Source organism: Leifsonia sp. 1010, from assembly GCF_031455295.1.
Classification (GTDB): Bacteria; Actinomycetota; Actinomycetes; order Actinomycetales; family Microbacteriaceae; genus Leifsonia.
In genome coordinates this window covers 1,386,367-1,406,050 of record NZ_JAVDSL010000001.1, presented here as the reverse complement: position 1 = coordinate 1,406,050, position 19,684 = coordinate 1,386,367, and the positions used below count along the sequence as shown (strand labels likewise).

General features: G+C 69.4%; 14 protein-coding genes. 4 read left to right on the top strand and 10 right to left on the bottom strand.

The window, feature by feature from the left end:
• Window positions 1–82: 82 nt before the first annotated feature.
• From J2Y42_RS06880 to J2Y42_RS06865, 4 genes are all read right to left on the bottom strand, one after another.
• Complete coding sequence (locus tag J2Y42_RS06880; protein WP_309856143.1) at window positions 83–1,585, bottom strand: alpha-galactosidase; 1,503 nt, start codon at window positions 1,583–1,585, stop codon at window positions 83–85.
• A gap of 75 nt (window positions 1,586–1,660) precedes the next feature.
• On the bottom strand, window positions 1,661–3,001 hold the full coding sequence (locus J2Y42_RS06875; protein ID WP_309856142.1) for a sugar ABC transporter substrate-binding protein: 1,341 nt from the start codon (window positions 2,999–3,001) through the stop codon (window positions 1,661–1,663).
• A 58-nt stretch (window positions 3,002–3,059) separates the two neighbouring features.
• Complete coding sequence (locus tag J2Y42_RS06870; protein ID WP_309856140.1) at window positions 3,060–4,016, bottom strand: carbohydrate ABC transporter permease; 957 nt, start codon at window positions 4,014–4,016, stop codon at window positions 3,060–3,062.
• Between the two features lie 9 nt (window positions 4,017–4,025).
• Entirely contained in the window at window positions 4,026–4,952 is a 927-nt protein-coding gene (locus J2Y42_RS06865) for a sugar ABC transporter permease (RefSeq protein ID WP_309856139.1), read from the bottom strand.
• A gap of 162 nt (window positions 4,953–5,114) precedes the next feature.
• Between J2Y42_RS06865 and J2Y42_RS06860 the strand changes: the two genes are divergently transcribed.
• Window positions 5,115–6,317 (top strand): ROK family transcriptional regulator, encoded by a 1,203-nt coding sequence (locus J2Y42_RS06860; protein WP_309856137.1) that lies wholly within the window; start codon window positions 5,115–5,117, stop codon window positions 6,315–6,317.
• A 51-nt stretch (window positions 6,318–6,368) separates the two neighbouring features.
• Here J2Y42_RS06860 and J2Y42_RS06855 read toward each other — a convergent pair whose 3' ends face one another.
• On the bottom strand, window positions 6,369–8,162 hold the full coding sequence (locus J2Y42_RS06855; protein WP_309856135.1) for a DUF4832 domain-containing protein: 1,794 nt from the start codon (window positions 8,160–8,162) through the stop codon (window positions 6,369–6,371).
• Window positions 8,163–8,423: 261 nt separating this feature from the next.
• Between J2Y42_RS06855 and J2Y42_RS06850 the strand changes: the two genes are divergently transcribed.
• Genes J2Y42_RS06850 through J2Y42_RS06840 form a run of 3 tightly spaced genes read left to right on the top strand, consistent with a single transcriptional unit; the run spans window position 8,424 to window position 11,234 of the window.
• On the top strand, window positions 8,424–9,296 hold the full coding sequence (locus J2Y42_RS06850; RefSeq protein ID WP_309856133.1) for a type II CAAX endopeptidase family protein: 873 nt from the start codon (window positions 8,424–8,426) through the stop codon (window positions 9,294–9,296).
• Window positions 9,297–9,303: 7 nt separating this feature from the next.
• Window positions 9,304–10,578 carry a histidine kinase gene (locus J2Y42_RS06845; RefSeq protein ID WP_309856132.1) on the top strand — a complete coding sequence of 425 codons (1,275 nt, stop codon included), beginning with the start codon at window positions 9,304–9,306 and terminating at the stop codon, window positions 10,576–10,578.
• Window positions 10,575–11,234: a response regulator transcription factor gene (locus tag J2Y42_RS06840; protein WP_309856131.1), complete on the top strand. Its 660-nt coding sequence runs from the start codon at window positions 10,575–10,577 to the stop codon at window positions 11,232–11,234. The genes J2Y42_RS06845 and J2Y42_RS06840 overlap by 4 nt, the downstream gene beginning before the upstream one ends.
• A gap of 37 nt (window positions 11,235–11,271) precedes the next feature.
• On the opposite strand, the gene J2Y42_RS06835 is transcribed toward J2Y42_RS06840, so the two are convergent.
• The 5 genes from J2Y42_RS06835 to J2Y42_RS06815 all read right to left on the bottom strand — a co-directional run bounded on the left by J2Y42_RS06835 (window position 11,272) and on the right by J2Y42_RS06815 (window position 19,683).
• Window positions 11,272–13,464 (bottom strand): alpha-galactosidase, encoded by a 2,193-nt coding sequence (locus J2Y42_RS06835; RefSeq protein WP_309856129.1) that lies wholly within the window; start codon window positions 13,462–13,464, stop codon window positions 11,272–11,274.
• Between the two features lie 32 nt (window positions 13,465–13,496).
• The gene (locus tag J2Y42_RS06830) at window positions 13,497–16,634 is read right to left on the bottom strand and encodes a glycoside hydrolase family 2 TIM barrel-domain containing protein (RefSeq protein WP_309856128.1); all 3,138 of its coding nucleotides are present in this window, start codon (window positions 16,632–16,634) and stop codon (window positions 13,497–13,499) included.
• Window positions 16,635–16,805: 171 nt separating this feature from the next.
• The gene (locus J2Y42_RS06825) at window positions 16,806–17,621 is read right to left on the bottom strand and encodes a ThuA domain-containing protein (RefSeq protein ID WP_309856126.1); all 816 of its coding nucleotides are present in this window, start codon (window positions 17,619–17,621) and stop codon (window positions 16,806–16,808) included.
• Entirely contained in the window at window positions 17,618–18,781 is a 1,164-nt protein-coding gene (locus J2Y42_RS06820; protein ID WP_309856124.1) for a Gfo/Idh/MocA family oxidoreductase, read from the bottom strand. Before J2Y42_RS06820 ends, J2Y42_RS06825 begins: the two co-directional genes overlap by 4 nt.
• Before the next feature lie 8 nt (window positions 18,782–18,789).
• On the bottom strand, window positions 18,790–19,683 hold the full coding sequence (locus tag J2Y42_RS06815) for a carbohydrate ABC transporter permease (RefSeq protein WP_309856123.1): 894 nt from the start codon (window positions 19,681–19,683) through the stop codon (window positions 18,790–18,792).
• Window position 19,684: the final 1 nt, after the last annotated feature.

The window sequence follows — 19,684 nt, the reverse complement described above, 5'->3', positions numbered from 1 at the left end:
CCCGCGGGCGGATTCGGCGTGGGCGAAGCACGCCGGGTGCAGTGGAGGCACGGCGGAAGTGAGGGGCGCCGTGCCTCCACGTCTAGACGACGAGCGAGGCCGCGTCGGTCACGGCCGTGCCCGTCACGATCGGGGTCAGGTCCACATCGCGTCCGTCGATGCGGAACGAGTACCTGCCGGTCTGCTCGATGACGGAGGTCTCCTGCATGTACCGGGTCAGCTGCTCCCGTTCGCTCTCGTTCAGCCAGGCGATCGGGTCGGAGGTCGATCGGAACTCCAGGATGGCGGCCGTGTCGCGCAGCGCCCGCCGCTCGGCGTCGTCGAGCAGGCTCCGGATGCTGCGGAAGTACACGGCGTCGGGGTCGACCTCGTAGAGCCGCTTCATCCACGTGCGGTTGATGGATGACACGATCGAATTGCGGGCGCCCACTCCGGAGGGATCGCCGACCCGCTCCGCGTTGTCCCAGAACGCGCCGACGTCCGGCCCGACCCGCGCGCCATCGAAGACGCCGACGCTCGGGATCATCGGCACGCCGCATCCCAGCAGGTACACCGAGTCGCCGACCACCGAGCGGATGTGCTGGACCGCCTCCCGGTAGACGGCCTCCCGGTGAAGCGGAAGGCTGCGCCGTCCTGCCACCGCGCCGGCGTACATGAAGTCGAGTTTGAGGTAGCGGTAGCCCCAGCCGACGACCCTCTCGAACACCTCGCGCAGGTGGTCCTTGACCTCGTCCTGCGTCGTGTCGAGGGAGTAGTAGTGCGAGCCCCAGTTATAGCCGGTGACGAGCGGATGCCCGTCCTCCCCCTGCACGAGCAGGTCGGGACGGCTGCGGGCGAGCTCAGATCCGGGCAGCGCGATCAGCGGCGCCAGCCAGAGTCCTGGCGTGAATCCGGCGTCGGCGATCGTGCGGGCGGTCGCGCCCATCCCGGACGGGAACTTGGGGCCGGCGGTCCAGTCGCCGACGATCGGCTCCCAGCCGTCGTCGAGCTGGAAGACGTCGAACGGGTACCCGGCGAGGTCGGTGACCGTCCGGGCGACGAGCTCCTCGTCGATCCCCTCGAAGTAGGAGTACCAGCTGCTCCACACCGTCCCGGCGCGGCCGGTCCGCCGGCCGAGGCGCTGCGACACCAGATCGGCGTAGTCGGCGAACACCTGCCGCTCGGGACCGTAGGCGACGAACCAGTCGGCGGTGTCATCCTCGGCGCGCCCCCAGAGCACGTTGCGGTCGGCTCCGACACGCGGGGATCCGAGGCCGAGCGCCCCGAGCAGCAGGACGTCACCGTCGCTGCCCGCGACCGCTCCGACCGCCGCACCCGAGTGGCTGTGCGGGGTCTCGTTCGCTGCGTCGTCCGCGGTCAGCAGCCTGTTCGGGCTGTCCTTGATGCCGATGGTCTCGCCGTCGGTTCGCGCCCATCCGGACGGGCTCCAGGAGTTCCAGCCGTGCCGGTAGAACTCGGTGTCGCCGAAAGGATGCAGGAGCGCCACGGGACCGGACGGCACGACGAAGCCGCCCGGCACCGCCTCCGGTTGCCCCGAAACGTTGGCCGGGATGCGGAGGCCGGCGAAGTCGAAGGTGTACAGCATGCTCTGCTTTCTGGGGAAGGGCCCTGGGGCCGGTCGGAGGGAGCGGGGCGGCCCGGTGGCCGCCCCGTCCGTGCGCTACTTGAACAGCGCGTTGACCTGGTCGTTCGCCTTGCCCAGCGCGGACTTCGCGTCCTGCTGGCCGAGGGCGACGCTCTGGATCGCGTCCTGAACGATCTGGCTGATCTCGGTGCCGTGATAGCTGATCGGGATGATGAACGTGCCGTCCTTCGCCTGCTGCTCGTCGAGGAAGACCTTGGCGTTCAGGCCGTCCTTCTCGCGCACCTCCGCCGACTTCTCCGAGGCCTCCTTGATGGCCGGGAAGACGACTCCGGTGGCCGCGACGGTGTTCTGGCAGTCCGCCGAGGCGAGGTACTTGACCCACTTCCAGGCCTCGTCCTTGTGCTTGCTCCCCGCGTAGATGGCGTCGGAGAGTCCGTTGATCGCGGACTTCCGGCCCTCGGGCCCGATCGGGAGCGGCGCGAAACCGAACTGGTCGGTCTTGCCCTTGTACGACGACAGGTTGAATGAGCCGAGGGTGGTCAGAGCGCCGCCGTTGTTGGCGAGCACCTCGGACCGGGCCAGCGTCGACTGCACGTCGAGCTTCGGGGCGTACCCCTTGTCGGAGAGGTCGGCGAGCCACTGGACGGTCTCGGTGAGCTTGGAGTCGTCGTAGTGGAACTTCGTGCCGAAGGGGTTCTTGTTCGCGTAGGTCCAGCCGTTGGAGTAGGCGAAGTTGCCCCAGCCGTTCTGGCCCTGCGAGCCGTCGGCCCACTCCGGCAGGAAGCCGTAGACCTTGACGTTGTTCTTGTCGAAGGCGGGGTCGAGTCCGTTGTGGCCGTTCTTGTCGACGGTCAGCTTGGCGATGGTCTGCTCGAACGTGCCGCCGTCCTGCGGGTTCCAGGTGAGGTCGGCCAGGGATGCCTCATCGATGCCCGCGGCCTTCAGATCGGCCTTGTTGTAGACGAGGCCCATCGTGTCCCAGTCCTTCGGCAGACCGTAGCGGGCGTCCCCGACCTTCCAGAGGTCGGCGAGGCCGTCGACGTACTGGCTGAGGTCGACCGTGTCCTTCTCGACCATCGGCTGGATGTCGACGATCTGCTTGTCCTGCACGAACTGCGGATAGTACGAGGCCTGGTCCACCCACACGTCCGGGGCGCTGCCCGCCGCAATCTGGGTGGAGAGATTCGTCCAGTACTGGCCCCAGGCCGACTGGCTGATCTTGATGGTGATGTTGGGGTTCTCCTTGGTGAACTGCTCGGCGCACTGCTGGTAGGCCGGCACCTGCGTGTCGTCCCACATCCAGTACTGCAGGGTCACCTTGTCGTTCGAGCCGGACCCGCTGGACGAACACGCGGTGACTCCGGTGAGCAGTGCGGCGGCGACGGCTATGGCGGCGACGCGACGGACCTTGGTCATTGGTTTCTCTCTCTGTGTGGGTGGTGCATCGGGATGGGGGTTCAGAAGGTGGGGCTGGTCATTTGATGCCGGTGAAGTTGAGCGACTCGACGATCCGCCGGCCGAGGAAGATGAGCAGGATGAGCACGGGGATGACGGACAGCGTCGAGCCGGCCATCAGTCCCGTCCAGTCGGGCTGGGTGTTGGGCGACTGCTGCAGGTACACACCGAGGGCGACGGTCATGGTGCGGACGCTCTCGTCGCGTCCGATCAGGAGCGGCCAGAGGTAGTCCTTCCACGCCCAGACGACGGTGATGAGGCCGATCGTGATGAGCGGACCGCGGCTCATCGGGAGGGCGATGCGCCAGAACACGCGAGCCTTGCCCGCGCCGTCGAGCATCGCCGCCTCCTCCACATCCACGGGGATGTTGAGGAAGAACTGGCGCAGGAAGAAGAGCGCGAACGGGGTCATCAGCAGGCTCGGCGCGACCATCCCGAAGATGTTGTTGAGGAGGCCCAGGTCGCGGACGAGGACGAAGTTCGGCAGCAGCGTGAAGATGCCGGGGACCATGAGCGCGGCGATGAGCACGGCGAACAGCGCGTTGCGGCCGGGGAACCGGAGCCGCGCGAACGCGTACCCTCCCATTGCGCAGAACAGCGTCTGGAAGAACCCGATGAGGGAGCAGTAGATGATCGAGTTCCACAGGTACAGGAGGAAGTTGATCGACGCGCCGGATCCGCCGGCGGCCTGGTCCTGCGCCGGCGTCAGGAAGCCGAGCACGCGCGCGAAGTTGATCAGGGTCGGGCTGCCGGGGAAGAGCGAACCGGAATCCCGGATGACGTCCGCGGCGGGCGTGAGCGCCGTCTTCAGCATCCAGTAGAAGGGGAACAGGGTCAGGACGAGCGAGATGATCAGGACCGCCCAGCCGAGGGCGCGACCGATCGAAAAGCGGCGGCGGATGGTGTCGCGCGCGGGACGGGAGGGCTGCTCCGCGCCGGGAGTGAGGACGGGTGTCACGGGTCGTGTCATGGTCATGGTGTGGTCCTAGGCGAGCTGGGATTCGGAGGCGCGGAGGAGGCGCAGCTGGACGGCCGTGAGAACGCCGAGGATGACCACCAGGACGATCGCCATGGTCGCGGCGTAGCCCATGTGGAAGAAGTTGAAGGCCTGTTGGTAGATGTAGTAGTAGATGACCCGTGTCGCGTTGACCGGGCCTCCCTTCGTCGTGATCGCCACGGTGTCGAAGATCTGGAACGAGCCGATCAGCGAGACCACGAGCACGAGGGCCATCACCGGGCGGAGCAGCGGGAGCGTGATGCGGGTGAACAGGCGCCACTCCCCCGCTCCGTCGAGCGAGGCGCTCTCGTACAGATCGGCCGGGATCTGCAGCATCCCCGCGTAGAACAGGAGCGCCGTGTAGCCGGTGAAGGCCCACGTGTTGACGATCGAGATGGTAGGGATGCCGAGCGCCGGGTTGGTGAAGAAGCCGACCGCGGGGAAGCCCATCGACGTGATCAGGTGGTTCACGAAGCCGAGGTTGGTGTCGAGCAGCCACAGCCAGACCAGGCCGACGGTGACGTTGGGAACCAGCCACGGCAGCAGCAGGGTGGTCCGCAGCATCACCGAACGGGTGAGGCGGTGCATGAGCGCCGCGAGGAGCAGTGCGAGGACGGTCTGCGTCGTGACGTTGACGATCACGTAGTAGAGCGTCACGCCCATCGAGTTCCAGAACTCCTTGTCCTGGAGAACGGCGGTGTAGTTCTCGATGCCGACGAACGTCGGGTCGCCCAGCAGGCTGTAGTCGGTGAACGACCACCACACTCCGCGGACCGTCGGGTAGAGGTAGAAGACCGCGAAGCCGATCAGGACCGGCGCGATGAAGAGCCAGGCGACTCTGCGGTCGTCCCGCCGGCGGCGTACCGTCGGCGCGCCGCCCGTCCGGTGCGCGGCTCTCGGGAGCAGGGCTGTCATGGCATCCTCTCGGCGCCGCGGACGTGCTGCCGTCGTTGGCGCGATTCGGGTGGATCGGCCTGCGAGCGATTCGCTGGCCGCTGGTTCGTCTATCCGCGGTAAAGTCGGGTGGACGGGTTAATTATGCAAGTTGCCGTTATAAAGCGCAAGAGTGAGGATCACATGGCTCGAGAGGCCCTTATCCGCGGTGTCGAACCCGCCGTCGGCAGCCGCTCCCTGCTGCGGCGGATGAACTCGTGGGGCATCCTGCGCGCGGTGCTCGAGCGTCCGCAGACGATGCGCGACCTCGCGGCGGACTCCGGGCTGTCCCGCACGGCCATCGACGCGATCATCACCGACCTGACGGACGCCGGCTGGGTCGTCGCGTCGGACAGCTCCCCCGCCGGCCGTCTGGGGCGCCCGGCGGCCACGTATCGCCCGGCACCCGGACTCGGGCACTTCCTCGCGCTCGACATCGGCGCCAACCACATCTACGCCGTCGTCACCGACTTGACCGGGCAGGTGCGCGGCCACCGCACAACGGCGACGGCAGAGTCGGACGCCGCCGAGAAGCGGATCGCGACGGCACTCCAGGTCGGAGACGACCTGCTCGACGGGCTCGGCCTCACGCGAGCCGACCTGTGGGCGGTCACCATCGGCTCCCCCGGTGCCATCAGCACGGCGGGCCAGGTGCTTCACTTCGGCGGCACCGGCATGCCGGGGTGGATCGGGCTCGACCTGCGCGAGCGTTTCCGGCGCGAGTACGACGCGGCCGTGCTGGTCGAGGGGGATGTCGCCCTCGGCGCCCAGGCGGAGCTCGCGATCGGAGCCGCCCGCGGTCATACGGACGTCGTCTACATCCTCTGCGGCGCCCGCACGAGTGGCGCCTCCATCGTGAACGGGCGGGTCCACCGCGGCGTCCACGGCGCGGCGGGAATCGTCGGCGAGATGCCGGAACTGCGCTGGGCGGAGCTCAACGAGCAGTACGGAGCCGCGGTGCTGGGCAGCCCGCGACCCAGCCGGGAGCAGATCTTCGACCTGGCGCGCTCGGGCGACCCCGCGGCGGTCGAGGCCGTCCGGGAGTTCGCCGACGACCTGGCCACCGGCGCGGCCGCGATGACGCTGGCGATCGATCCCGAACTCCTGATCGTCGGCGGCGGAAGCTCTCCGAGCGCCGACGTCTTCCTGCCACGGCTCAAAGAATCGCTGCGGTCGATCGTGCCGCTTGCCCCGACCGTCGTCGCCTCCACGCTCGGCTCCGAGGCGGTCGCGATGGGCGGCATCAGCCTGGCGGCCGACCACCTCGCCGCTGTGCTCGACGGAGCCGTGCGCGAGCGCGAGTCGTTCCCGAACCCGTCGGAGACGCAGGCGCTGCTCCGCGGTTGAACGACGACGGCCCCGGGGATGCGAGCGCACTCCCCGAGGCCGTCGTGGCTGTCAGCCGGTGGTGATCCGATCGATGTCAGGTGCCCATCCCGTCGGGTTGGCGATGGTGATCGTGTGCCCGGAGCCGGATGGGATGGCCACGTTCACCGTCACCGTGCCGACGGTGTTCCAGTCCGCGGTCGCCGGGAAGCTGACCGACGTGGCCGTGCCGTTGTCGACCTTGACCGTCGCGGTCCGGGCGACAGCCGAGGCGTACGCGATGCGGAAGCTCGCCACCCCGCCCGTGACTCCGTTGACCGCGAGCGTCGCCCCGTTGCCGACGTAGCCGACCTTCGAGCCGCCGGAGCATCCCGAGCACGAGGCCACGACCGCGGTGCCGGTGAGCGTGTTCGACGTGGACTCCGCTTCGTAACTGGCGGCGGTCGTCCCGCCGGTCGAGATGGTCGTCGTGCCGAGCGTGAGCCAGCCGGACTTCACCGAGTCCTGCGTCGCGTTGGCGAACCGGATCGGCGCGCCGCCCGACAGCGGGTTGGTCACCTGGGCGACCATCCGGTACGTGCCGTTCGCGACGCCGCTCGTCGGGAAGGTCCCCGTGAACTGGGCGGAGGCCCCGCTCGCGATGTCGGAGACGTGCCAGGACGTGGTCGACGTCTTCACGATCGCGCCCGACGCGTCCACCAGCGCGAGGGTGATCGGCCAGCTGTAGTAGAACGGCGCGATCCCGATGTTCGCGATCGTGATCCCGACGGAAGGGCTGCTCCCCGTCGCGATCGTCGCCGGCACCAGCGCCTCCGTGGCCCGCAGGGAGTAGCCCATCGACTGCGCGCCGGCGAGGGCACGCGGCTTGTCCGACGACGAGTAGCCGGTCTGGAAGGCGTACTGGTTCAGCAGCCAGCTCACGTGGGTCTGGCTGACGCTGCCGGGGAAGTCGTTGTCCCCGCCGTCCTCGATGACCGGGCAGCCGGACGTGCTGAAGATGCACGACTGGAGCTCGGGTCGCAGCTCCCCGCCGATGGACTGGGTCTTCCACTTGTTCGTCGCACCCGCGGCCGCCATGTTGTCCATGAAGTGCCATCCCAGCGAGCTGGTCTTGGTCTCCAGCGCGAAGGAGTCGTCATGGTAGCCGATCGGCAGGGAGGCGTTCTGGCTGTTCGGCTGCCGCACTTCGAGCTTCGTGGTGTGGAACGCATTGACGAAGTCGTTGAGGATCTCGCCCTGCGTCGCGCTCGAGGCGAACCAGTCCGGCTGGCCGTTCGTCCCGTTGTACGGATAGGTGTGCCACTCGCCCCAGAAGCCCAGGAGTCCCGCCTGGACGAAGCCGACGCGGGCGTCGCCGTCGTACCGGGCGCCGAGCGCGGCGATGAACTGGTCCATGGCGGTGCGCAGGTTGGGGTCGTCGTAGTTCGGCGAGACGCTGACGCCGTTGTTGCCGTAGTCGTTGTAGGAGTGCGTCACCAGGCCGCCATTGAGCAGGTACTGCGGGATGCCGCTCGGCTTCGTCGGATAGTCGAGGTAGAAGCGGAACGCCGTCTGGTGCCCGCGCGAGGCGATGTCGTTGAGCACGCTGTCGACCGACGACCAGTTGAAGGTGTTGGGCCCGCTCATCACGGCGTTCACCGGAAAGTAGGCCCATTCCATCGTGTACGGGAAAGCCGAGTACGACCCCTGGTACGGGATGAAGCCCTTGAGCGGGTTCGATTGCGGCTCGGAGCCCGCGGCGAGCGCGGTCCAGCCGGGTGTTCCTGCGGTGGAGGGCGGTGTCGGCGCCGCTCCGATCGCCGGCGCGATCACGGCCGCTGCGGCGAGCGCGAGCGACGCGATGACCGCGGGGATGATCCTCTTCATAGTGTTCCTCTCTGAACGTACGACGAGTGGTTCGATAATTCTGCAACTTGCAGTAATAATGCGCAATGGTGAGGACTGCGGAGTCCCGGTTCATCCTTTGGATGCAATCCAGGGATCAGCGCCTTCGGCCGCTAGAGGCGTGCGGCGGCGCTTTCTAGCGTGAACAGCATGAATACGCCATCGACAACGAATCGCCCCGCCCTCCCGGCGGCAGGCGCTGTCCCTCCGGCCGGCCCGGAGCGTCCAGGGCTTCGCAGCCTCGTGCGAGCGCACCCTCTGCTGGTGTTCTTCGTGCTCGCGAACCTGTTGAGCTGGACCGCCTGGCTGCCCTATGTGCTGTCGCAGAACGGTCTCGGCGTCTGGGCCTTCCGCTTCCCGGAGGTCCTGGGCAGCAGCCAGATCTCCGGCGTCCTCCCGGGCGCCTACCTCGGGCCCATCGCCTCCGCGTTCCTCGTCACTGCCGTTGTCGCAGGCCGCCCGGGACTCCGCGCGTGGGCCGGGCGACTGTGGAGGTGGCGGGTACCCGCTCGCTGGTATGCGATCACGCTGCTGGGGGTGCCGGCCGCCATGCTCCTGACCGGGCTCGTGTTCTCGGGTGGCCGGATCGCTTCGCCGACGACCGCAGCCCTCGTCGCGTTCGTCCCCGTCCTGCTGCTCCAGTTCGTGACCACCGGGCTCGCGGAGGAGCCGGGCTGGCGCGATTTCGCGCTGCCCCGGCTGCAGGCCCGGTTCTCCCCGCTGCGGGCCGCTTTCATCCTCGGGCCGCTGTGGGCGTTGTGGCACATGCCCCTCTTCCTGACGGACTGGGGCGGATATCCGCACGCGTCGTGGTGGCGGCCGCTCGTCTTCGCCGCGTTCTGCATCTTCTTCAACATCGTCATGTCGTGGGTGTTCAACCGCACCGGGCAGAGTCTCCCGCTGTCGATGCTGATGCACGTGAGCGTCAACACGTTCGCCTCGGTGATGTGGGCGCAGCTCTTCCCGACGATCGAGGGGGAGCTCCCGCTGATCGCGATGGCCGCCGGTGCGGCGGTCGCCGCGGCGGCGATCATCGTGACGACACGTGGTCGTCTCGGGCTCCCCGCCTCCACGTCCATCGACGCCGGTCGGGCCGATGCGCACGCCGACCTATGATCGGTTCATGACAGCGGTCCTGCGGCACGTTCGCGCCTCGGAGATCGTCACAGCCGGCGCGACAGCGGTCCTCTCCGCTGTCGCGCTGGCGGCCGCGTTCGCGGCCTCCTCCGCCGGCATGCTCGACAGCGTCGACACGGTGGCCATACCCGCTCTCATCGTCCTCGCCGCGGCGATGACGACGCAGTCCGCGTTGCTCATCCTCCAGCGCAGGTGGCCGATGACGATCCTGATCGCGGTCTCGGCGATACCGGTGGTCGTGGCGCTGGTGGCGCCGGGTCCGCTGTTCACCATCTCCGCAGTGCCGGTCGTCGTCGCGGTCTTCCGCGCGGGTCTACTGATGCCCGCGCGCGGCCCATTGGTCCTGGGGGCCGCGGCGTCTGCTGCCGCCGTGCTCGCCGGACATCTGATCGACACGGTCGCGACCGGCGAAGAATCCCTCCTCCTGGCCGTCGGCGCCGCCCTCGGGCAGGCCTTCGTCGTGGTCGGCGGACCGCTCCTGGTCTCGCTCGCCATCGCGGGGCAGCGAGCGGCACGCACGTCGCAGCAGGAGACCGTCCTGGCGCTCGAACGCGAGCGGGAGGCGCTCGTCGGAGAGGCGCTGGCGCAGGAGCGCACGGCGATGGCCCGGGAGCTGCACGACATCGCCGCCCATCACCTGAGTGCCATCGCCCTCATGGCGTCCGCGATCGAGCGTCAGATCGAGACCCGCCCGGATGCCGCCCGGGAGAGCATCCGACAGGTCCGATCGCAGAGCATGGCGGTGCTCGCCGACCTTCGGCGACTGGTCGGCCTTCTGCGCACTCAGGATCAGGCCACCGACACCGTCAAGACCCTGGAAACGCTCCCCTCCCTGCTCGACGCGCCTCGGGCTGCGGGCAATCCCGTCCACCTCGAGGTGCTGCCGCGCCCCTCCCGCCTGCTCGGCTCGGGTGTCGGACCGCTGGGGCAGCTCGCCGTCTACCGCATGGTCCAGGAGTCGCTGACGAACGCGGTGGTCCACGCGGCGTCCGCCGCCTCCGTGGTGACGATCGACGATCGTGACGATCGGCATCTGACGGTCACGGTCCGGACCGACCCGGCCGTGCCCACGGCGAGTCCGGTGGCCCGCGCCGGCAGCTCGAGGGGTTTCGGGATCGTCGGGATGCGCGAGCGGGCCGAGCTCGTGGGCGGAACCCTCGAATACGGGCCGACACCGGACGGCGGTTGGGAGACGCGGATGCGGGTGCCCCGCGACCGGCCCGACTCGGATGCCGTCGCCCTCGGAGAGGAGGCGGTGTGATCCGGGTTCTCGTCGTCGACGATCAACCGCTGGCCCGCGCCGGCATCTCGGCGCTCGTCGAGGCGGAGCCCGACCTCGAGGTCGTCGGAGCAGCCGCCGACGGGATGGAGGCACTCCGCCTGGTGTCGGAACTGCGCCCCGACGTGATCTGCCTGGACATCCGCATGCCGTTGATGGACGGCATCCAGGTCGCCAACCGGATCGCGGAGCTCGACGGCCCGCGCCCGGCGATCCTCATCCTCACCACCTTCGATATCGACGACTACGTGTTCCGCGCCCTGGAGGCCGGCGTCGCGGGCTTCCTCCTCAAGGACTCCGAGCCGGACGAGCTCGTCCGCGCCATCCGCTCGATCGCCGACGGCCACGGGACGCTGGACCGCACGCTGACGCGCCGGATCGTCGACGAGTACGTCCACCGGCGACGGCTGCAGCCTCTCGACGCCACCGCCGCGCTGAAGATCCTCACGCCGCGCGAGCGGGACATCCTGCTCCTCCTCGCGCAGGGGATGTCCAACGACGAGATCGCAGGGACCCTCGTCATCGAGGTGGCCACGGTCAAGTCGCACATGGCGCGTCTCCTGCCCAAGCTGGGGGTGCGCTCGCGTCTCCAGGCGGTGGCCTGGGCCTACCAGAACAAGGTCATCGCGCCCTCCTGATGCGGTCAGCGGCGGGAGGGGCGTTTCACGGAGGGCCTCACACCGCGGAGATGTGCAGCACGACCACCCGCTCGGGCAGCGACCGCGGAACCTGGAGACCGACCGCGGCGAGAGTTCGGCCCGTCAGCACCGTCCCCCTCCCGTCGGCATACCAGAGCGGGTCTGCGCGACCCGGATCGGGGGTGCCCACGACGACCGGCGCCACGCGATAGCGGGTGTCCGGATCGAGACCGGGAATCGTGAAGCGGCCGTGCGGTGACTCGTTCGGGCGCCCCAGGAAGGCGAGGAAGAACACCGCCTCGGCCTTGTCCGACGCGATCGCGCCGTACAGCTGGAAAGCGGGGTCCACCGGGTCGGCGCGCACCAGCTCGCCGGTGTGGAGAAGTGCTCGGTGGGCCTTGTGGAAGCGCACCCATTCGGTCAGGTCGTGCAGGTCGCGGTCCGTCGCCCGTGCGAGATCCCACTCGATCCCGAAGTGTCCGAACACCGCGGTACCCGCGCGGAACGACAGCGCGAGGTCACGACCGGTGGTGTGGTTCACCCGTGACCCGACGTGCGACCCGAGGAGTTCGGCAGGGAGCAGCTGCATCGTCCAACGGTTCATCTGCTGGCGTTCGAGCGGGTCGACGCAGTCGCTGACCCACACGCGATCGGTCCGCTCCAGCACCCCGAGATCGACGCGGGCGCCGCCCGACGAGCAGGACTCGATCTCCAGTCCGGGGAACCGGCGCTTCAGCTCGTCCATCAGCCGGTACGCGGCGAGGGTCTGTTCGTGAACGCCTGCTGCTCCTATCGGATACGTCCCGGCGTCGATGAGGTCGCGGTTGTGATCCCACTTGATGTAGGCGATGTCGTACTCGGTGAGGATCGCCGTCATGCGGTCCAGGATGTGGTCGAACGCTTCCGCGATTCCGAGATTGAGCACCTGCTGGTTGCGGGAGCGGAGCGGCAGTCGGCCACCGGTCTGCATGATCCACTCGGGATGCGCGCGAGCCAGGTCGCTGTCCTCGCTGATCATCTCCGGCTCGAACCAGAGCCCGAACTCCATCCCGAGCCCGCGGACATGGTCGATCAGCGGTCCGAGACCGTCCGGCCAGACCTGCGTGTCGACCACCCAGTCGCCGAGACCGCTGGTGTCGTCGCGGCGCCCCTGGAACCAGCCGTCGTCGAGCACGAAACGCTCCACGCCCACCGCGGCCGCACGGTCGGCGAGGCCGAGCAGCCGGTCGAGGTCGTGGTCGAAGTAGACGGCCTCCCAGACGTTCAGGGTCACCGGCCGGGGGCGCCGGGGATGCGTCGGTCGCGCGCGCAGGTATCGATGGAAATGGTGCGCCTGGTCGTCCAATCCGTCGCCGTACGCACCGTAGACCCAGGGGCCGCGGTAGCTCCCGCCCGTCTCGAGGAGGATCTCGCCCGGCAGGAGCAGCTCGCCTCCACCGACCACCTGCGCCCCCGTCGACAGCCGCTCGGCGTAGTGGCGGTGGTTGCCGCTGAAGGCCACGTGGATGCCCCAGACCTCTCCACGCTGGAAGCCGAAGCCGGGGACGCCGACGCTGAGCACCGTGGCGGCGTCGGGACCTGTGCGCCCCTTTCGCCCCTCGCGCTCGTGGATGCCCACGACGAGTTCGCGGCGCTGCGGGATGCGCTCCTTGCTCCAGCGACCGGCGAAGTCGAGTATCTCCCGCGCGCGCGTCGGCACGGGGAGGGCGACATTCAGCTCCGAGACCTCGTAGACGCCGGAACCGACGTTGGCGATCGCGGCTCGGGTGCGCACGAGCCCGCTGGCCAGCAGCTCGAACTCCACCGTCAGCTCCAGACCGGCCACCGTGTCGTGGGCGCGGAAGGTCGCCGTGGCAGGCCCGACCTCCACCAGGCGGCCGTCACGACGCACGTCGCCCCCTGCTTCCGTGGCCACGTCGATCGATGCCACCGTGAACAGCGGGGACCAGTCGGCACCGCCCCGATGTCCGATCACGCCAGGCCGCCCCTCCCACCCCGCATGGTGCTCGGGCAGCAGGGCCACGCGCACCGCCTGGTCGACCACGTTGCCGGTGTCGGGCTCCTCGACGGCGGCGGCGAGCGCGCGGATGCTGTCGCTGCTCTGAGGCCCGAGGAACGGACCCCAGTGCACGACCGCGGGCAACCGGCCGGCGGCGGCGTCGAGCACCACGCTCACGCCGCCCGCCGTGAGGTGGAGGAACACGTCGGCGGGCAGGTCGGTGGTCGTCACTTTCGCTCCATCGTCGGGGGAGGGTGTCGGTATCAGCGGGAGGTGAAACGCAGCGCGAGCGACCGCGCTTCCGGACGCAGCAGCGCATCCGGCCAGACGTCGGGACCGCAGGCGCGCGATCCGAGGCCGTTCTGGGCCGCATCGAGGTAGAGGTAGCTCGCGACAGGATCTCCCAGTTCGTGCTGGTGAGCCGCGGCGGCGACCTCCTCGGCGGTGTGCCGTGCCAGCGTGAACCCGGGTCTGCGGCCGCGCACATCCTGCTCGGCCACCACGCGCAGCCAGTCGTGCCCGGCGCTCAGGAGGTCGAGGCGACGCAGATCGCTGCGGTGGCCGCTCTCCTGGGGCCACGCGTACGGCACGGTCAGCTCGTCGATCCCCGCGCGGTAGGCGCCTACGAGCACAGCCCGCCGCGAGTCAGGGTACGACTCCCCCGGCCCGGTGCCGAACCATGCCGCCTCGTCCACATCGACGGGCAGGTCGAACCGCACACCCATCCGCGGCCAGACGATCGACCAGCGGGAGCTGGGGATGATCTGCAGGGTGAGCAGGACGTCATCGCCATCGGCCTCCCACGCCTCGTCGAGGACGACCGACTCCCGGGTGTCCGCCGCCGCCCACCGGGTACGCCGTGCGAGTCCGCCGGCGGTCCGCTCCAGCCCGATGACGCGGCCGGTCAACCGGTCGAGCCCCGCCCCGCGCCAGAGCGACGCGTACGACGGTCCGGGGATGCCCGACCCGCGCCCTTCCATCGGGTCGCTGACGTCGTAGCTCCCCAGGTGCGATCCGCCGTCGTTGTCCGTCGGAGCGCGCCAGAGCTGGAGGCGCGGTCCCGCGACCGTCCTGCCGCCCAGCGCCACCAGCGTGCCGTGCTCGAACTCGGCCGGTCCGAGCGCGAAGCGGCCCGTCGCATCCCGCTGCTCCGTGCGACTCGCGCGCTTGGCGCCGGTCCCTGCTCCCCGCGATGCAGGCTGCCCTGCGACCCGGCCCACCGGCATCGGCGCCTGTGCCGCGGCGATGACGTGACCTCGGGGGGCCCAGGCGGTGTCGGCGGCGAGCGCCGCCGTGACCGTGAACCACAGTTCGCCCGAGGATCCGGTTACGCGGTCGCCCAGGGCGATCTCCGCGACCGCGGACTCGCCGGCGCGAACAGGTCGCCCGTCCTCACCCGCGACCTCCAGAATGCCGTCCGTCAGCAGCTCCCCGTCGCTCTCCAGCCGCCACGGGAAGACGAGGTCGCCCGCGTCCGAAGAATGGCGCAGATTGCTGACGCGGACGGTCACGCTCCCCGTGCCGACCTCGATCGCGAAGCGGATGGGCGCCGTGACGGCCGCGAATTCCGCGAGACCGGGAGTCGGGGTGCCGTCGGACAGCACCATGCCGTCCATGCAGAAGTGGCCGTCATGCACTCCGTCGCCCCCGAAGTCGCCGCCGTACCCGAAGAACTCCACCCCGTCGGACGTTCGGGTCCGGATGCCGTGATCCCGCCACTCCCATACGAAACCGCCGTGGAGCCGGGGGTAGCGGTCGACGAGGCCCTCGTAGAGGTCGATCCCCCCGGGGCCGTTCCCCATCGCGTGCACGTACTCGCAGAGCAGGAACGGCTTCGTCCGCTGACGCGCCGACTGGGCTGCGGACGCATTCAGCAGCAGGGCGGTCGAATCGGCGCCGATGCTGGTGACCTCCGCGATGGAGGCGTACATGCGCGAGTAGACGTCGGTGTAGTCGCCCGCGTGGTCGCCTTCGTAATGGACCGGCCGGCCCGCGTCACGCGCGTGGACCCATTCGGCCATCGCCGCCAGGTTCGCCCCCGTGCCGGACTCGTTGCCGAGCGACCACATCACGATGCTCGGATGGTTCTTGTCGCGCTCCACCGTCCGCTCGATGCGGTCGAGGTAGGTCGCGCGCCAGCCGGGATCCTCGCTGGGGTTGTCCATCCACTCGTCGGTGCCCGGCTCGAATTGACTGCCGCCGTGGTGGAAGGCGTGGGTCTCGATGTCGCACTCGAGCATCACCCAGAACCCCAGTTCGTCTGCGAGGTCGAGCACGCGAGGATGCGGCGGGTAGTGCGACGTGCGGATGGCGTTCACATTGTGCCGTTTCATGAGCTCGAGGTCGCGCCGGACGAACTCCTCGTCGAAGCCCCGGCCGAGGTCCGGATGCGTCTCGTGCCGGTTCATCCCATGGAACACCACCCTCCGACCGTTGACGAGGAAGCGGTCGCCCACGATCTCGACCGTCCGGAAGCCCAGGCGCAGGCTGATGGTCTCGGCGCCGTCCCCGCCCACCAACGTCGCGTCGTAGAGCTGGGGGCTCTCCGCCGTCCACGGCTCCACCCGATCGATGCGGATCGGCGCGACCGCGGACGCGTCCGCCCACTCGACGGCGATGTCCAGTTCCGGGATCTGCAGACGCACAGGGAAGGCCGCCGCCTCCGCGACGAGTTCGGTGAGCAGCGTCCCCTCTCCCGTCCGGTGGTCGTACTCTGCGCGGATCCAGACGTCCTCGATCCCCGCGACAGGCCGTGCCTGCAGGGTGACCTCCCGGAAGATGCCGGGCAGCCACCACTGGTCCTGATCTTCGATGTACGTCGATGCGGACCACTGGTGGACTCGGACCGCGATGGTGTTGAGACCCTCGCGGAGCGCCTCCGTCACGTCGAACTCCTGCGCGAGCCGCGAGCCGGTGCCGACGCCGATCTCCTCCCCGTTCAGCCAGACGCGGTAGCGGGACTCGACCCCGTCGAAGCGCAAGACGACCGCAGAATACTCGCGACGATCCAGCCAGCCGGCCGGCAGCTCGAACGTGCGGCGGTGGTCACCGGTCGGATTCTCATCGGGAGAGAAGGGAGGGTCCTGGGGGAACGGCAGCTGCACGTTCGTGTACTGCGGAGCACCGTATCGTCCGTCACCGTGGAGCACCCAGTGGCTGGGCACAGGGAGTTCGTCCCAGCCCGAGTCGTCGAAGGCCGGGTCGGCGAACGCTTCCTCCGACTCGCCCGGCGGCAGCGCATCCGGGGCACCGAGAGAGCCGGGCACGCCAGCGAGCAGACGGAAGCGCCAGTCGCCGTCGAGCGTCAGCGTCGGAGCGTCCGTGTGCAGCCAGGAGCGGGGCGCGCGGCGGCGGCCCCGCCCTGGCCCGATGTCATCGAGGTAGTGGACGGTCTCAGGCACAGGGCTCCTTCACACCGCGGCGGGCAACGCGCGGACGGTCACGGTCAGCATCTCGAACGGAAGGAGGGTGAGCGCGACGCGACGCGCCGTCGCACAGCGGATCGCCGTCGCACAGCGGATCGCGGTGACGCCGCGCCCGGCCCTCCTCGGGGTGGGACTCTTCCGTCGGGCTCAGCTCTTCTGCGAAGCGATGGGCTCGCGGGTGTAGTAGTCGACGAGGCCGTCGGGCGACGGCAGGACGGGGCGGTCGAACTCCCCGGTCAGGTACATCGGCGTCACGACGTAGGGCTCGCGCGCACGCTCGGGCCGCGCCCACCGGACGCCGTTCGCGATCACGCGCTGCACCTCCGGCTGGTGGTACACCGGGAACACTTCGTCGCCCGGGCTGAAGTAGAAGACCCGGCCGTAGCCGCGGCGGTACGTGACGCCGCTCCGGAACACCTCCCCGCCGGAGAAGCTGCTGATGAACACGAGCTCGTCGGGCTCGGGGATGTCGAAGAACTCGCCGTACATCTCCTGGCCCGGGATGACGATCGGCTGGGGAACGCCCTCGGCGATGGGATGCCGCGGCGCGATGGTCCAGACCAGCTCGCGGTCGGCGTCGTTGCGCCAGCGGAGGCTGCAGGTCGTGCCCATGAGGCGGCGGAAGATCTTGGAGTGGTGCCCGGAGTGCAGCACGATGATGCCCATCCCCTCCAGCACATGGCGGTGGATGCGGTCGACGACCTCGTCGTCCACCTCATCGTGAGCGGTGTGCCCCCACCAGAGGAGCACATCCGTCGCGGCCAGCGTCTCCTCCGTCATGCCGTGCTCCGGCTCGTCGAGCACGCGCGTCGACACGGTCACATCGTCGCCGAGGAGGGCGGTGATGCCGTCCGCGATGGTGGTGTGCATGCCGTCGGGGTAGATCCCGCGCACCACGGGGTTCACCTGCTCGTGCCGGTTCTCGCCCCAGACGACGACTCGGATCGGTTCGGTAGTGGTCAACGGGCGCCTCCTGACGCGATCGTGGCCGGAGCGGAGCCCCAGGCCGGTGTGGCGATGCCCTCGGCAGCGCTGGTCCATGATGCGAGCAGTGCGGCGACGTCGTCGCTGCGCTCGTCGGCGATGGCGTCGGCGAGCGACGCCTCCAGGAGATCGGCGAGGACCACCCGTTCACCACCGCGCTCGCTGCTGCGGATGGCCCCCTCGACCATCGCCAGGCTGAGGACGTTCGCGCGCACTTCGTTCTGCGGCGTGGCCCCCGCACGCAGCGCCGTCACGAACTCTTCGAGGGATCCCTCGATGCCCTCGCGGCCGTCCGGAAGATCGATGCCGACACCGTCGGCTTCCACCCGCACCACGTCGTCGCCGTCCCACGAGGCGGAACCCTGTTCGCCCCAGACCCGCCAGTCGGCGTTCCACGACGTCTGCGATCCGGGGGTGCAGCGGCTTCCCGCGTAGACGAACCGCGCGCCCGACGCCAGCTCGAACTCGGCGGACGCCGCGGCGTCACCGGCGAACCAGCTCCACGGCGGGTTCCACGAGCTGCAGCGGACCGCGATGGGCTCGTCGCGCGTCAGGGAGCGCAGCTGGTCGAAGTGATGGATGGACATGTCCACGAGCAGCGGGTGCGCCATCTGCTCCCGGAATCCGGGCTCATGGTCGGCGTGGAAGAACTGCGCGTTCACGGTCGAGAGCGGCCCGAGGGCGGCGACGGCACGACGGAACGCCGCCAGGTGGTTGAAGTAGCGGCGGGACTGGCTCACCATCAGCAGCTCTCCGGTGATATCAGCGAGCGCCACCTGGCGGAGCGCCTCGGCGACCGTCGGCGCCAACGGCTTCTCGCACAGCACGGGGAGGCCGGCGCGCAGCGCCTGCTCGTTCACGACCCGGTGCGCCTGCGGCACGGTCACGTTGATCACGGCAGCGGCATCCGCCCGCTCGGCGACCTCCGCGACGGACGAGCCGATGACGACGCCGTCGAGGCCGGCGGACGCGACGGTCGCGGCCGCCAGCTCGACGTCGAGGTCCACGACGCCGACGGCCATCGCATACGGCGATCGCGCGAGCATCCGGATCCATTCGCCGCCCATGGCGCCCGCGCCGACGACGACGACCGGCAGCCGGCCGTCCGCCGAACCTCCTGCTTCGGTGGGATCGGTCATAGAACTGGTCATCCTTTCACCGCGCCACCGAGGCTGGAGCGGAGGAGGTGCTTGCGCACGAAGACGTAGAGGATGGCGGGAGGGGCGACGTAGACGATGGCGCTGGCGGCCAGCAGTCCCCAGTCGACCTGGTTGTGCTCGCTGAACGCTCGGAACAGGCCGATCGACAGCGGGTACAGGTCCTGGCTCTGCAGCATGACGAGCGGGGTGAGGAAGTCGCCCCAGACGTTCATGAAGGTCAGCATCGCGGCGGCGCCCAGTCCCGGCCCGATGAGCGGGAGGACGACGCGCCAGATCGCGAGGAACCGGGTGTTGCCGTCGACCCAGGCCGCCTCCTCGAGCTCGATCGGCACGGCGCCGATCGTGCCCTTCAGCAACCACAGGGTGATCGGGAGCTGCAGCACCGCTTCGACCAGGATGAGCCCGACGAGGGTATCGGTGAGCTGGAGGTTCACCATGATCAGGTACAGCGGCACGATCGTGGCGGGCGCGGGGATGACCCGGATCAGCAGGATGCCGTACATGAAAGTCCGGCGCCCGGGGAAGTTGTAGCGCGCAAGGGCGTAGCCGCCCGCGACGCCGAGGATCAGGTTCAGCGCGGTCGCGCCGATCCCGATGATCAGGCTGTTGATGAGCAGTTGCGGGGTGCCCGAGTTGGTGAAGAAGCGCACGAAGTTCTCGAACGTCCACGCCGGAAGCTGCACGTTCGGCCCGGCGTGCCCGTCGACGGAGCTCAGCACCACCCAGGCGAACGGCACCAGGCAGAACAGAGCGAGGATCGTGAGCAGGACGTAGCCGAGGACCCGCTGGATCCGGTCGACCGGGGTCAGGGGGCGCTTCCGGAAGTGCCGTTCGGGAGCGATGGCCTGCGGCTGGGCGGGACGACTTGTCAGGGACGTCATG

What these genes read in the sequence shown, in the direction of transcription:
- J2Y42_RS06875 (WP_309856142.1), bottom strand. Translation starts at nt 3,001, where the DNA reads ATGACCAAGGTCCGTCGCGTCGCCGCCATAGCCGTCGCCGCCGCACTG.
- J2Y42_RS06860 (WP_309856137.1), top strand. Translation starts at nt 5,115, where the DNA reads ATGGCTCGAGAGGCCCTTATCCGCGGTGTCGAACCCGCCGTCGGCAGC.
- J2Y42_RS06855 (WP_309856135.1), bottom strand. Translation starts at nt 8,162, where the DNA reads ATGAAGAGGATCATCCCCGCGGTCATCGCGTCGCTCGCGCTCGCCGCA.
- J2Y42_RS06865 (WP_309856139.1), bottom strand. Translation starts at nt 4,952, where the DNA reads ATGACAGCCCTGCTCCCGAGAGCCGCGCACCGGACGGGCGGCGCGCCG.
- J2Y42_RS06880 (WP_309856143.1), bottom strand. Translation starts at nt 1,585, where the DNA reads ATGCTGTACACCTTCGACTTCGCCGGCCTCCGCATCCCGGCCAACGTT.
- J2Y42_RS06815 (WP_309856123.1), bottom strand. Translation starts at nt 19,683, where the DNA reads ATGACGTCCCTGACAAGTCGTCCCGCCCAGCCGCAGGCCATCGCTCCC.
- J2Y42_RS06845 (WP_309856132.1), top strand. Translation starts at nt 9,304, where the DNA reads ATGACAGCGGTCCTGCGGCACGTTCGCGCCTCGGAGATCGTCACAGCC.
- J2Y42_RS06870 (WP_309856140.1), bottom strand. Translation starts at nt 4,016, where the DNA reads ATGACCATGACACGACCCGTGACACCCGTCCTCACTCCCGGCGCGGAG.
- J2Y42_RS06820 (WP_309856124.1), bottom strand. Translation starts at nt 18,781, where the DNA reads ATGACCGATCCCACCGAAGCAGGAGGTTCGGCGGACGGCCGGCTGCCG.